The 14,022-nt window shown below is 60.7% G+C and carries 12 protein-coding genes; 3 read left to right on the forward strand and 9 right to left on the reverse strand.

Annotation, left to right across the window (positions count from 1 at the left end):
• Positions 1 to 3 precede the first annotated feature (3 nt).
• The 9 genes from FHT84_RS27765 to FHT84_RS27805 form a co-directional block, all read right to left on the reverse strand.
• On the reverse strand, positions 4 to 735 hold the full coding sequence (locus FHT84_RS27765) for a nucleotidyltransferase family protein (RefSeq protein WP_113250854.1): 732 nt from the start codon (positions 733 to 735) through the stop codon (positions 4 to 6).
• 74 nt (positions 736 to 809) lie between these two features.
• Complete coding sequence (tsaE, locus tag FHT84_RS27770) at positions 810 to 2,321, reverse strand: tRNA (adenosine(37)-N6)-threonylcarbamoyltransferase complex ATPase subunit type 1 TsaE (RefSeq protein WP_183765201.1); 1,512 nt, start codon at positions 2,319 to 2,321, stop codon at positions 810 to 812.
• Positions 2,318 to 4,897 carry a PAS domain-containing sensor histidine kinase gene (locus tag FHT84_RS27775; protein ID WP_183765189.1) on the reverse strand — a complete coding sequence of 860 codons (2,580 nt, stop codon included), beginning with the start codon at positions 4,895 to 4,897 and terminating at the stop codon, positions 2,318 to 2,320. The genes tsaE and FHT84_RS27775 overlap by 4 nt, the downstream gene beginning before the upstream one ends.
• Positions 4,898 to 5,103: 206 nt before the next feature.
• Positions 5,104 to 6,504, reverse strand: a complete 1,401-nt coding sequence (ahcY, locus tag FHT84_RS27780) for an adenosylhomocysteinase (RefSeq protein WP_113250788.1) — start codon at positions 6,502 to 6,504, stop codon at positions 5,104 to 5,106.
• Between the two features lie 180 nt (positions 6,505 to 6,684).
• Positions 6,685 to 6,960, reverse strand: coding sequence for an HPr family phosphocarrier protein (locus FHT84_RS27785; protein WP_112339910.1), 276 nt, complete (start codon positions 6,958 to 6,960; stop codon positions 6,685 to 6,687).
• A gap of 19 nt (positions 6,961 to 6,979) precedes the next feature.
• Positions 6,980 to 7,381: a PTS sugar transporter subunit IIA gene (locus FHT84_RS27790; protein ID WP_075853315.1), complete on the reverse strand. Its 402-nt coding sequence runs from the start codon at positions 7,379 to 7,381 to the stop codon at positions 6,980 to 6,982.
• A 152-nt stretch (positions 7,382 to 7,533) separates the two neighbouring features.
• Positions 7,534 to 7,986 (reverse strand): HPr kinase/phosphorylase, encoded by a 453-nt coding sequence (locus tag FHT84_RS27795; RefSeq protein ID WP_183765187.1) that lies wholly within the window; start codon positions 7,984 to 7,986, stop codon positions 7,534 to 7,536.
• 8 nt (positions 7,987 to 7,994) lie between these two features.
• On the reverse strand, positions 7,995 to 9,788 hold the full coding sequence (locus FHT84_RS27800) for a sensor histidine kinase (RefSeq protein ID WP_183765301.1): 1,794 nt from the start codon (positions 9,786 to 9,788) through the stop codon (positions 7,995 to 7,997).
• An 84-nt stretch (positions 9,789 to 9,872) separates the two neighbouring features.
• A complete protein-coding gene (locus FHT84_RS27805) occupies positions 9,873 to 10,604 on the reverse strand; it encodes a response regulator transcription factor (RefSeq protein ID WP_210209400.1) in 732 nt (243 codons plus the stop codon).
• Positions 10,605 to 10,955: 351 nt separating this feature from the next.
• On the opposite strand from FHT84_RS27805, the gene FHT84_RS27810 reads away from it, so the two are divergent.
• The 3 genes from FHT84_RS27810 to FHT84_RS27820 all read left to right on the forward strand — a co-directional run bounded on the left by FHT84_RS27810 (position 10,956) and on the right by FHT84_RS27820 (position 14,022).
• The gene (locus FHT84_RS27810) at positions 10,956 to 12,566 is read left to right on the forward strand and encodes a phosphoenolpyruvate carboxykinase (protein WP_183765184.1); all 1,611 of its coding nucleotides are present in this window, start codon (positions 10,956 to 10,958) and stop codon (positions 12,564 to 12,566) included.
• A gap of 121 nt (positions 12,567 to 12,687) precedes the next feature.
• Positions 12,688 to 13,122 carry an alternative ribosome rescue aminoacyl-tRNA hydrolase ArfB gene (gene arfB, locus FHT84_RS27815; protein ID WP_106999661.1) on the forward strand — a complete coding sequence of 145 codons (435 nt, stop codon included), beginning with the start codon at positions 12,688 to 12,690 and terminating at the stop codon, positions 13,120 to 13,122.
• 291 nt (positions 13,123 to 13,413) lie between these two features.
• Positions 13,414 to 14,022: an alpha-ketoglutarate-dependent dioxygenase AlkB gene (locus FHT84_RS27820; protein ID WP_183765181.1), complete on the forward strand. Its 609-nt coding sequence runs from the start codon at positions 13,414 to 13,416 to the stop codon at positions 14,020 to 14,022.

A 14,022-nucleotide genomic window follows, 5' to 3' on the forward strand; every position in this document is an offset into this window, starting at 1 on the left:
GGCTCACGCAAACGCCCGGAACGTCCGGATCGCTTCCTCCGCCTCGCCGATCGCCTCCGGCGTACCGACAGTCAACCAGTGACCATCCATCATGGTACCGTAGAGCCGGCCGCGCTCAATGGCCTTGTCGAAGTAGATATTGACGTTGAAGGCATCATCAGGCGCGTCATCGAGGAAGGAGGGGTTCATCGCGATTGCACCGGCATAAACGACGCCATCGCGTCCGACATCGCGGTAGCGGGCGAGCCTTCCGTCTTGCGCCATGGCGAAGTCATTCTTGCCGTTATGGCCTGTGGTCCGTTCCAGTTCGACGCAGAGCATAGCCATGTCCATGCGCTGGTCGTCATAGAATCCGGCTAACTTTTCGAGATTGGTCGGATGGCCTGGCTTCTCGCCGATCCAGAACAGATCGGCGTTCATGACGAACACCAGATCGCGGCTCAGAAGTTTCAGGCCTTTGACGAGGCCGCCGCCATTGTTCAGCAGCGCGTCCCGTTCGTCGGAAATCAGGATTTCAAGGCCGCGATAGCTGCGCAGATGCGCCTCCATCTGGTCGGCATGGTGATGGACATTGACGACAGCCCGCTCGACACCTGCCTGCACCAATGCATCCAGCGTATAATCGATCATCGCCTTGCCGGCGATCTTCACCAGCGGCTTCGGGATGGTGTCGGTGATCGGCCGCATGCGGGTTCCAAGCCCTGCGGCCAATACCATGGCTTGCTTGATGGTCATCTCGCCTCGAACTTTCGATTCGCTATCCGTTTTCCTTAGCACAGGGGAGGAAAGCCGTCGCCGGTCTCTGGCTCTTATGCCCGGCCGATCCCAGCTTTCTCGCACCATTCGCGCAGAGGCGCGAGCGCTTCGTGCTCGAAGGCGATGGCGAGGTAGGCGAGCGTGCGCGGCATATGCTTCAGATATCCGGGCTTGCCGTCACGCTGCAAGAGCCGCACCCAGAGGCCGGCGAGCTTACAATTGCGCTGCGCCGACATGATCGCCCAGCTCTTCAGGAATTTAGCCTCGTCGAAGCCGCCCTGGGCATGGCGAAGTGCGAGATAGTCCGCCATCAGCTGGTCATGCAGATCGCGCTCGATCGTCACCCGCGCATCCTGCACCAGCGAAGCGACGTCATAGGAGGTCGGCCCGATCATCGCGTCCTGGAAATCGATGAGGCCGATACGCTTTATGCCCTGTTCATGCGCCCGCCAGATGATATTCGGCGAATGCATGTCGCGCAGCAGCAGGTTCGTTTCCGCGTCATCGAGCTGATCTATCAACTTGTCCCAGATCGTCAGATAGTCGGCCCGTTCCTCGTCGCTTGCCGGCGCGCCCCGCTTCCAGGGCAGATGCCAGTCGAGCAACAGCCGCGCTTCCATCTTCATCGCGGTCCGGTCGAAATCCGGAATGTGATGGACGTGATCGGGCGTGACTGGAATATCGCGGGGAATCGAAAGGCCGTGCAGATGCGCAAGGCAGGCGACGCTGGCACGATAGCGTTCGGCAATAGGCTTTCCCTCGGCGTCGAGCACGCCGCCGGTGCCGAGGTCCTCGATCAGAAGAATGCCCTGGTCGTAGTCGGCGGCGAAGATTTCCGGCGCAGCGAAACCGTTCTCGCGCAGGATATTGGCGACCGCAACGAAAGGATAGGCATCCCAGGCCAGATGCGCGACCTTCGGATAAGGCTTGCCGTCGAGCACGGCCGGCCCTTCCGGCAGGCGTGGCCAATCCATCAGGATCACGCGGCCGCCACCGTCCTTGGGATAGATGGACTCATAGGCACGCAGCGAGGCATCGCCCGTGAGGAAGCGCCTATGAGCACTGCGATAGCCATGCGAATCGAGAAAGGTGCGGATGGCTAGCACGCGCTCGATGCGCGCCATCTGTTTGGCCGGTGCCGTGATTGCGGCGCGCCGCCCTTCGCCCTCATGCATGAGCTTGAGGTCCACGCGCTCATTCGGCAGTTCTCCGTCGGCCATTTCCGGCCATTCGACGAGGCAGATACCGGTCTGCAGGGCCTCGTCAAAGCCGAGCTCCGTCAATTCGCTCGGATCGCCGAGGCGATAGAGGTCGAAATGCGAGACCGGGATGCGCAACTCATAGAATTGCACCAGCGTGAAGGTCGGGCTCGGCACATCCAGTTCGGCATCGTCCGCCATGGCTCGCAGCAGCGCGCGTGCGAGCGAGGATTTGCCCGCGCCAAGATCGCCCGACAGTGCCAGACAGTCACCGGCCTTCAAGGCCAGTGCCAGATCTTCGCCGAGCTGGGCTGTGGCCGTATCATCTGCGAGGAAGAGGGAAATGCTGCTGCCGGAGGCTGTCATTCTGCTGCGACGGAATGGGGCAACTCAGCCGAAGGGATCCGGCAGGTCACCATCGTCCCCTTGCCGGCCTGGCTTTCGATGGAAACCTCGCCCTCATGCAGGCTGACGAAGCTTTCGACGATGGAAAGGCCAAGGCCTGCACCGCTGCGCTTGCCGCCCTTGCCGCCGGAGGCGAAGCGGTTGAAGACCGTGTGAAGCAGCTCTTCCGGAATGCCGGGACCTCTGTCTGAGACCGAGAAGACGAAATCCATGCCCTCGCGTCCGCATTTAAGCGAGATCGTCGACCCCTCGGGCGCGAAATTGGCGGCATTGGTCAGGAGCTTCAGCAGGATCTGCTTCAGCCGCTGCTGGTCGGCGACGATGGAGCCGAGATGGGCAGGCACGGTGATCTCAAGCATCACGCCGCTTTCCTGCAGCCGGTCGGCGATCTGCATCGATACTTCATCGAGCAGATCGTTGAGCACGATCTCGGAATAGTTCAGCCGCATAATGCCGGCATCGACCGTCGCGAGGTCGAGAATGTCGTTGACCAGCGTCAGCAGTACGGAAGACGAGGTCGAGATATGGTCGATATATTCGGCCTGCCGCTCGTTCAATGCGCCGATGCCCGGCGTCTTCAGGAGGTCAGTGAAGCCGATGATGTTGGTCAGCGGTGAACGTAGCTCGTAGGAGACGTGCTGGACGAAATCGTTCTTCAGCTCGTCGGCCTTGAGCAGCGCCTCGTTCTTCTCGGTCAGGGCGCGCTCGGCGCGCACGCTGTCGGTCTTGTTGACGAAGGTCAGCATGGTCTGCGCATTCGGCAATGGAATGACGGCGTAGTCGAGCACGAGATTGGAGTAAAGCTCGAGTGTGCCCTGCGATGAAGGCCGCTCGTCGTCGAAGCTGGTGATCTGCTCGGCAAACCGCTTCCAGCCGTCCGTCCGGTCGTAGGAAGGCGCGCACGCCTCCGCCAGAGCCTGGATATGCGTTCCGGGCTTTGCCTGTGCCTCGGTGATGTTCCAGAGGATGCGGAATGCCGGGTTCGACAGTCGGATGCGGCCATCGGGGCCGAAAACGGCGACGCCTTCGGAAAGGTGGTCGATGGTTTCGCCCTGAACCTTGACCAGCGTGTTGTAACGCGTTTCGAGATCGACCTGCTCGGTCAGGTTCTCGAATACCCAGGTGGCGCCACCCTGCGGATGCGCCGTGGCGAAGACCCGGAGAATCTGGCCGTTGGGTAGGTGCCAGAGATCGGCCTGTGTATCGAGTGCGCGATAGACCGAAAGGACGTCGTCCTTCCATGTCTTCCAGTTCAGCTGCTCGGGCAGCTTCTTGGCGCTGCGCAGCCGGTCCAGAAGCTCGCTATTGTCGGGCCGCTTTTCCAGAAATGCTATGTCGAGCTCCCAAAGCTGGACGAAAGCCTGATTGTAGAATTGCAGCCGCCGCTCGCCGTCGAAAATCGCAACCGGCGTCGCCAGATGGTCGAGCGTTTCGGCGTGGCTCTTCAGCGTGCGCGCGAGCTCGGCGCGAACGGATTCCGCCTCGGACACGTCGATGGCGATACCAGCCGATCCGTTCGGAGCCCTGACATCGACGACATCGAAGAAGGTGCGGTTGCCGTGCACGACAGTGGAGATCTTGTCGTGGAAGGGCGATTCCGGCGTGGCCGCCGCACGAATGCGTTCGCGGGCCACCGTCGTCAGGAATTCGCGCCCCTCGCGGAGTGCCTCTTCTGCGGAAACCGCTTCCACCGCTTCGCTATAGGCCTGGTTGACCCAGGTGAGCTTGCCTTCGGTATCGCGTTGCCACACCGGCAGGTCGATGGCATCGAGCAGGCTCTGGAAGGTGGAAATCGAGGTCATCAGCCGGTCGCGCTCGATCTTCAGCTCGGCGAGTTCGGCACGCAGATTGTTGAGCGCGATGAAGCGGACGAAGGCGCGCCCGCCGGAAATGCGGCCCTGTGCCTCCAGGATCTCGTCGCGGTTGGTTTCGACCACCATGTCGAAGCTCTGGCCGCTGCCGCGCAGCTTGTCGATCGCCTTGTCGAGTTCGCCGGCCGACCATGATTTCAGCCAGCGGCCAAAGGCGAGGAATTCGTTGTCCTGCGGCGCGCCGGTCTCGACTGGAAGCTGGCCGAGCAGTTCGGGCCGCGCGTTCGGGCCGTCCCAGATGACGATGCGGCGGTTCTTGTCGGCAATCAGCGCCTGATATTGCGAAATGCGCTGGTTTGCGTCCGAAAGGGCCGTCCGGATCTCGCGGCTTTCGCTTTCCATGTTGCCGCGCTGTCGGACCATCCACATGGTCGAGAGGAGCGCGGCGGAAATGACGCCGATGATGACGGAGAAGACGGCCATTTCGGATGAGGTGAAGAGACGCATGCTCGCCTGCGCGGCGCTGTTGCTCTGCGCGAGAACGGGACCTGCCAGACCGGCTATGAGGCCGCCGAAAACGCTGAGCCGCAGCAAGCGGCTCAGGCGCGCCAGCCGACCTTTGCCCTGCTTCGTTCTTGCCGAAAGCCGATATGAACTACCCCGCTGCAACCGCGCCGCCACTCGGTGTAGCGCTGGTTGATGCAGGTTGTCTTCCCCTTCAAACATAAGAGGTCTGTCTCCGTCCTATAATGTGCCGCATCCTGACAAGACATCCCATTTTCATGGCTCCGGGCGGGCCCGGTTCGTCACGAATCAAGTGTAAAAACAATACTGCCTAAGGAAATCGGCGGGAAGGGAGCTGGCTAAAAAATAAGCCCCGGCACTTTGTCAATGCCAGGGCCACAAGATGTTGTGGATACTGTTTTTTATAATCAGTATCTGTAGTGGTCGGACTTGAATGGCCCCTTCGGCGTCACGCCGATATACGAAGCCTGCTCTTCGGAAAGCTCCGTCAGTTTGACGCCGAGCTTGGCAAGATGCAGGCGAGCGACCTTTTCATCGAGGTGCTTCGGCAGCACGTAGACTTCGTTCTTGTACTGGCCGGGCTTGGTGAAGAGCTCGATCTGAGCCAGCGTCTGGTTGGTGAAGGAGGCCGACATGACGAAGGAAGGGTGGCCGGTGGCGTTGCCGAGGTTCAAGAGGCGGCCTTCCGACAGCAGGATGATGCGGTTGCCCTTGGCGAACTCGACCATGTCGACCTGCGGCTTGATGTTCGTCCACTTGAGGTTCCGCAGCGCGGCAACCTGGATCTCGTTGTCGAAGTGGCCGATATTGCCGACGATCGCCATGTCCTTCATCGCGCGCATATGGTCGATGCGGATGACGTCCTTGTTGCCTGTCGTGGTGATGAAGATGTCGGCCGAGGAAACGACGTCCTCGAGCTGAACGACTTCGTAGCCGTCCATGGCGGCCTGCAGGGCGCAGATCGGGTCGACTTCCGTGACCTTGACGCGGGCGCCGGCGCCGGAGAGCGAAGCGGCAGAACCCTTGCCGACGTCGCCATAGCCGCAGACGACGGCGACCTTGCCGGCCATCATCACGTCGGTGGCGCGGCGGATACCGTCGACCAGCGATTCCTTGCAGCCGTACTTGTTGTCGAACTTCGACTTGGTGACGCTGTCGTTGACGTTGATCGCCGGGAAGGGCAACAGGCCCTTCTGGCTGAGCTGGTAGAGGCGGTTGACGCCGGTGGTGGTTTCCTCGGTCACGCCCTTGATGGCGTCACGCTGCTTGGTGAACCAGCCCGGCGTTGCCTGCAGGCGCTTCTTGATCTGTGCGAAGAGGATTTCCTCTTCTTCCGAATGCGGATGGGAGAGCACGTCCTCGCCGGCTTCGGCACGAGCGCCGAGCAGGATGTACATCGTGGCGTCGCCACCGTCGTCGAGGATCATGTTGGAGAGGCCGCCATCGGCCCACTGGAAGATCTTGTCGGTATAGGTCCAGTAGTCCTCCAGGCTCTCGCCCTTGACGGCGAAGACCGGGACGCCGGAAGCGGCGATGGCCGCGGCGGCATGGTCCTGCGTGGAGAAGATGTTGCACGATGCCCAGCGCACCTGAGCGCCGAGGGCCACCAGTGTCTCGATGAGAACGGCCGTCTGGATCGTCATGTGCAGCGAGCCGGTGATCCGCGCGCCTTTCAGCGGCTGCGCTTCGCCGAATTCGGCGCGGCAGGCCATCAAGCCGGGCATTTCGGTCTCGGCGATTGCGATTTCCTTGCGACCATAGTCGGCAAGGCCGATATCCGCGACGAGGTAGTCCTTTTCAGTGCTCATGAAGGTCTCCAGCCTGAACGATGCAATCGTGCCGTGGGCAACGCCTCGGCCGAATGCAACAAGAATTGCACGCTGACAGCGTGTGGATGATGCCGTGTAGCAGGCTTCAGGTTGGAAATCAATGATGATATAAAGAAGTCTTTATGTCTTTATATCCAGTTGGGATTGCAGGCAAGCGCCCTAGATTTCCTCGCCGAACTTGTTGGCAACCAGCTGGTCGAGCGCTTCGAGCGCTTCGGCGGCCTGATTGCCACTTGCCGTCACCAGCACGCTGCAGCCGGGGCTGGCCGCCAGCATCATCAGGCCCATGATCGAGGTGCCGCCGACCGTCGTGCCGTCTTTCGAAACGGTGATGGCGGCGTCGTAGGCTTCGACGGTCTGCACGAATTTTGCCGAGGCACGGGCGTGCAAGCCCCGCTTGTTGACGATCAGGAGTTCCCGGGAAAGCTCGGTCATGGGGGCGGTGTCTGCCTCGTTATTTGCCACTGAGCACACGGCTGGCCACGTTGATGTATTTGCGCCCGGCCTCCGAAGCTTCCACCAAGGCCCTTTCCATGTTGTTGTCGCCGCGCACGCCCGCAAGCTTGATCAGCATCGGCAGATTGACGCCAGCGATGACCTCGGTGTGGCCGCTATTCATGACGGAGATTGCGAGATTGGAAGGAGTGCCCCCGAACATATCGGTGAGAATGATGACGCCATGCCCGTCATCCGCGCCGACGACAGCCTGCAGAATGTCCTGCCGCCGCTTGTCCATGTCGTCTTCGGGACCAATGCATACCGTCTCTATGAACTTCTGCGGACCAACGACATGCTCGACAGCATGCCGAAACTCTTCAGCCAGCTTGCCATGAGTGACAAGCACAAGTCCAATCATGATATTACTGCTCCCATGGCATACGCAAACAGGTGGCCCATATCGCAATGCAGCAATGTCGTCCACCGGTGGGGGGACATCTTGGCGATGAAAAGGCGAAGTGCAAGCTTAAAATATAGGATCTGCGTGCCTGTACGGGCCTAAATGGCCGATTAGCCGAAACTCGCGCCGATTTTCGCCATTATTATGGCTAGCGGATTCGCGGAGGTTGCGGCTAGGCGGATCAAGGGCAACCGGACGGAGTCGCTAATATCGACCTGCTCGTCCTCCGGTGGCAGCCTTTCCGCCGATTCCGGGTCGACCGGGCGGATGGCAAAGTGCATTTCGCCCTCGGAAATATAAGGCATCCGAACGATACCGGTGTAGCGGATTTCCATGAGCCCCGCGATCGAGGGCGGGCATTTCGCGAGAACGGAGCCATTCTGTTCTGTGATCAGCACTCGGTCGTCTGCGATCAGGCTCGCGGCAAGCCCGAGCGGCCTGGCTGCCGTCAGGCATGAGAAGGCAAGGGTGGATTTGCCGCTGCCCGAGGGGCCGAGAAACAGAAGCCCGGTCGTACCGATGACGATTGCAGTGGCGTGGATATTGGTCGCTTCGCCGGCCATGCGAGCGCTCACGCCGTCGTCTGGGCGGGCAGCGACAGGATGAAGCGGGCGCCAAGCAGCGTCGAGCCGTCGCTGTCGACGATGTTCTCGGCGCGCAGCGACCCACCATGCGCCTCGGCAATCTGCCGGCTGATCGAGAGACCGAGGCCGGAATTCTGCCCGAAACCTTCGGATTCGGGCCGGTCGGTGTAGAAGCGTTCGAAGATGCGGTCGATATTTTCGGCCTGAATACCGGGACCATTGTCTTCGATATAGATGACGCAGCGCGTCCGCGTCCGCGTCAGCCGCACGGTGATCTTGCCGGTTTCCGCGGGGACGAAGGATCGCGCATTTTCAATGAGATTGGTGACGATCTGGCCGATGCGCAGGTCGTGACCGTCGATGGAGAAGTTCGCCCTGTTGCCCGGTTTGCGGTCGACGATATAGTCGATCTCGACAGCTTTCTTGCTGTGGCCGACCTGTCTGGAAATCTCGATCATGTCGCGCAGCAATACTTCCAGATCGAGCGACTTGGCATCCGAACGTGCAAGCTCGGCATCGAGGCGCGATGCATCGGAGATATCGCTGATCAGGCGATCAAGGCGGCGAACGTCATGCTGGATCACATCCATCAGCCGCTTCTTGGAATCGTCGCTCTTGGCGAGCGGCAGTGTCTCAACGGCGCTGCGCAGCGATGTCAGCGGGTTCTTGAGCTCATGGCTGACATCGGCGGCAAAACTCTCGATCGCATCGATACGGTCATAGAGTGCCGAGGTCATGTCGCGTAGCGCGATCGACAGATTGCCGATTTCGTCCTGGCGGGCTGAGAAATCCGGAATCTCCTCGCGCTCCTTCGCCCCGCCGCGGCGCACGCGGATGGCAGCCGCCGAAAGCCTGCGCAGCGGATTGGCGATAGTGGAGGATAAAAGCAGCGACAGCACGACGTTGACCAGCGTCGCGACGCCGAAGACGCGCATAATCGCCAGGCGCTCGGCATGGACGATCTTGTCGATATCGCCGGCCTGGGTCGACAGCAGCAGCACGCCGAGCACGGCGCGGAAGCGCTGGATCGGCACAGCGACCGAAACGATCAGCTCGCCTTTCTCCGTGGTGCGGACAACAGCGCCGCGCACGCCCGTCAGCGCGTTCATGACTTCCGGATAGATGGAACCGTCGCCACCAGGCGCTTCCTTATATACGGGCAGGTTGCCCGGCTGCAGCATCTTGTTGAGCAAGCCGCTGAACCAGTCGGACCAGCTCTGCTTCTCGTCGTCGACCGGCGGCAGGTCGTAGCGCAGCACCTGGCCGCGCGAATAAAGATGGCGGCTGTCGAGCAGCAGGTTGGCATCGGCATCGAAGATGCGGGCGCGGGTGCGCGTCGGAGAGATCAACCGCGTCAGCACCGGCGCCACTTTCTCCGGATCGATCGGGAATTCCAGATCCTCGTCGTTCGGAACCGGCGTGATGCTCTGGCCTGCCTGCAGTTCCAGCAGCTTCTGCGGATCGATGGTGATGGAGTTGGTGTCGACCGATGCCGAAGCCGAGACGGCGCCGGCGATGATCTCGCCCTGCGTCAGCAGGCTCTCAACGCGGGCATCGATCAGGCCTTCGCGGAACTGGTTGAGGTAGAGAATGCCGCCGACGAGGACGACCAACGCCGCTAGATTGAAAAACAGGATGCGCCGCGTCAGGCTCGAAAAGACGGCATTGCCGAAGATGCGGCGGATCAGAACGAAGGGATGGGTCCAGCGCCGGCGCGCGATTCGAGCGCCGCTCGGGCTTTCCGAGTCGTCTATCTCTCTGTCCTGCACCAGCTGCGCCAAGCCAACGGCCCTTTCGAAGAACGGGATCGGCGATCCCGTCCGCATGCCATTATTCCATCGTCCGCCGTATGGTCTAGTTAACTCTTATGCAGCTTCGCGGAAACGGTAGCCGACGCCATACAGCGTCTCGATCATATCAAAATCGAGGTCGACCATCTTGAATTTCTTGCGTAGCCGCTTGATGTGGCTATCGATCGTACGGTCGTCGACGTAGACCTGCTCGTCATAGGCCGCATCCATCAGCGCGTCGCGGCTCTTGACCACGCCCGGGCGCTGGGCAAGGGAATGGAGGATGAGAAACTCGGTGACGGTGAGCGTCACTGGCTCGCCCTTCCAGGTGCAAGTATGGCGTTCCTGGTCCATGACGAGCTGTCCGCGCTCCAGAGAACGGGCCTGCTGGGCAGCCCCCGGCTTCGCAACGGCATTGCCGCCGGCAGCATTTGCGGCTTCGCGGGCGGAGGCACGGCGAAGCACCGCCTTGACGCGTTCGACCAGCAGGCGCTGCGAAAACGGCTTGGTGATGAAGTCGTCAGCGCCCATCTTCAGGCCGAAAAGTTCATCGATCTCTTCGTCCTTCGAGGTGAGAAAGATCACCGGCAGGTCGGATTTCTGGCGCAGTCGGCGCAACAGCTCCATGCCGTCCATGCGCGGCATCTTGATATCGAAGATCGCCAGTTGAGGCGGCCGGGCCAGCAGCCCGTCCAGCGCCGAAGCTCCGTCCGTGTAGGTCTCTACCTTATATCCCTCTGCTTCCAAGGCAATCGAAACGGAAGTCAGGATATTGCGGTCGTCGTCAACGAGCGCGATTGTCAACATGGTGTTCGTCTCCGTCATCAGTGCGCGTCTCCCGGATTTGGAATCCAGCCCAGGCGGTCTGCCAGCTCGGTCGGCGGTAACCTGGCGCGCTTATGGGGATAAAGGTGGAACAAATTGTGGCAAAGATAAAGGGGAGGATTGTCGCGAGGAAAAACCCTTGCGCTGAGGTTGTGTGATGTGACGTCCCCCCACCCTTCATTCAAACGATTTAAAATTGAGGAAATTTATTTAAATCGATTAAATAACTGATATCATTAAATATTTCTCGCTTATGGCTCTTGTGCTTTTAAAAAGAGCCCTCTACGCTTTAGTTAGTTCTAACGGCCAAGCCCCTTTGTAGAGGAAAAAGTGATGGAGCAATTCGGCGTTCGCAATCCCGCAACCGAACTGGGATCGATCGGACTGGGAGCCGCCGCCAGTGTTCGCTATAACCTCATGGAAGCTCATCTTTATGAGGAAGCGATTCGCCGGCGCGAAGCCGATCTGACCGCCGATGGCGCGCTCAGGGCCTTGACCGGCCAGCACACCGGCCGTTCTCCGAAGGACAAGTTCGTGGTGCGCAATGCCACCACGGAAGACCAGATCTGGTGGGATAACAACAAGCCGATGTCGCCGGAGCATTTCGAGTTGCTTCATGAGGACATGCTGGCCCATGCCCGCGGCAAGGACCTGTTCGTGCAAGATCTGATCGGCGGCGCCGACGTCGACTATGCTTTGCCGACGCGCGTCATCACCGAATTCGCCTGGCACTCGCTGTTCATCCGTAATCTGCTGATCCGCCCCGATCGCGCGGCACTGGAAAGCTTCGTGCCGCAGCTGACGATCATCGACCTGCCGAGCTTCCGCGCCGATCCGGAGCGCCATGGCTGCCGCACGGAAACGGTGATCGCCTGCGATCTCGTCAACGGTATCGTCCTCATCGGCGGCACTTCCTATGCCGGCGAGATGAAGAAATCGGTCTTCACCGTCCTGAACTACCTCCTGCCGGAACGCGGCGTCATGCCGATGCATTGCTCGGCCAATGTTGGCCCCGAAGGCGATGCTGCGATCTTCTTCGGCCTGTCGGGCACGGGCAAGACGACACTCTCGGCAGATCCGACCCGCACCCTCATCGGTGACGACGAGCATGGCTGGGGCGAAAACGGCATCTTCAATTTCGAAGGCGGCTGCTACGCCAAGACCATCCGCCTGTCGCCCGAGGCCGAGCCGGAGATCTACGCCACGACGCGCCGCTTCGGCACCGTCCTGGAAAATGTCGTGCTCGACGAGCATGGCCGGCCGGATCTCGATGACGGTTCGCTGACGGAAAACACCCGCAGCGCCTATCCGCTGCATTTCATCCCGAATGCTTCGGAATCCGGCATCACCGGTCATCCCGAGACGATCATCATGCTGACGGCAGACGCTTTCGGCGTCATGCCGCCGATCGCCAGACTGACGCCGGATCAGGCGATGTACCACTTCCTATCCGGCTACACCGCCAAGGTCGCCGGTACGGAGAAGGGCGTCGTCGAGCCGGAAGCGACCTTCTCGACCTGCTTCGGCGCTCCCTTCATGCCGCGCCATCCGGCCGAATACGGCAACCTTCTCAAGGAGCTGATCGCACGCCACGGCGCCCGTTGCTGGCTGGTCAACACCGGCTGGACCGGTGGTGCCTACGGCAAGGGAAGCCGCATGCCGATCAAGGCAACCCGTGCATTGCTCGCTGCCGCCCTGAAGGGCGATCTCGACAATGTCGAATTCCGCATCGATCCGAATTTCGGCTTTGCGGTTCCGATCGCGGTCGACGGCGTCGATACCGCGATCCTCGACCCGCGCTCCACCTGGGCCAATGGCGAAGCCTATGATGCGCAGGCTAGCAAGCTGGTGCAGATGTTCGTCACCAACTTCGCGAAGTTCGAGGATCATGTGGACGGCAACGTCCGTGATGCCGCTCCGGGGATCCCGGTTGCAGCGGAGTAAGTAATCTCACCGGAGCAATGACTCACGTGAAACCCGGCGGCCAGTTCGCCGGGTTTTCATTTTATCTGTCAGTAGTTTTCAACCGCGCATCAATGTGGGATAGACAGGCGCGGAGAAAATCATGGCCAGCGAAGCGCTTTACATCAACGATCGAATCACGATTGCCGGCTGGGAACTGACGGAACAATTCGTTCTGGCGGGCGGTCCCGGCGGTCAGAACGTTAACAAGGTCGCAACCGCAGTCCAGCTTTTCTTCAACGTCCAGAATTCCCCGTCGCTGACGGACCGCGTCAAGGCGAATGCGATCAGGCTCGCCGGCCGGCGGGTTTCCAAGGATGGCGTTCTGATGATCGAGGCCAGCCGCTTCCGCAGCCAGGATCGCAATCGCGAGGACGCACGCGAACGCCTGAAGGAGCTGATCCTCGAAGCTGCCGCCCCGCCGCCACCGCCGCGCCGAAAGACCAAGCCGACGAAGGGGTCGATCGAGCGCCGATTGAAGGAGAAATCCGGGCGCTCCGAGGTCAAGAAGATGCGCGGCAAGGTCGGCGGCGACTAAGGTTTGGTTTTCGGGCTGCAGTTTTGATTTGGTTGGGTAAAATGAGGCTTTGTCAGGCAAGTTCGGCGTTGCCGTAACTCTGTGCCTGGGCCTTCATCCTAACCTTCTCCCCGCAATGCGGGGAGAAGGGACGACAGCGCTAAACAACGAAACTCTCTGCTCGTGACGAGTTGGCGTCGGACACGATGGATCCCCTCGCCCCGCTTGCGGGGAGAGGGCTGGGGTGAGGGGCCAGGCACAATAGTTCGGCAATGACCGCTCACCTGACCGGCATCATCGTAGGAAACCAAAATGCTGCTCCCCAACGGAATTCGCCATCTGCCCGGATATGTCGACCGCCCCACCCAGGAAGCCTTGGTTGAAGCGATCCGCGGCGTCGTGGCCGAGGCGCCGCTCTACACGCCGGTCATGCCGGGCACCGGCAAGGAAATGTCCGTCCGCATGACCAATTGCGGTTCGCTCGGCTGGGTGACGGACAAGCAGCGCGGCTATCGTTATCAGTCGACCCATCCGATCACTGGCCGCCCATGGCCGGCCATACCGCCACAACTGCTCGATTTCTGGCGCGATATAGCAGGCTATGAAAAACCTCCGGAGGCCTGCCTCGTCAATTTCTATGGCGACGATGCCCGCATGGGGTTGCATCAGGACCGTGACGAGCAGGATCTCAAGGCGCCTGTGCTGTCGATCTCGCTGGGGAACACTTGCCTCTTCCGGGTCGGTGGCCTCAGCCGCAATGATCGCACGCTATCCTTCAAGCTTGCGAGCGGCGATATCGTCGTTCTGGGCGGTGAGGGAAGATTGTGCTTTCACGGTGTCGACCGCATCTATCCGGCAACGTCGACATTGCTGAAGAACGGCGGACGGATCAATCTTACCCTTAGGCGCGTCCAGCCCTGA

Origin of the sequence: Rhizobium sp. BK289, assembly GCF_014193575.1 — a bacterium.
GTDB lineage: Bacteria > Pseudomonadota > Alphaproteobacteria > Rhizobiales > Rhizobiaceae > Rhizobium > Rhizobium tropici_C.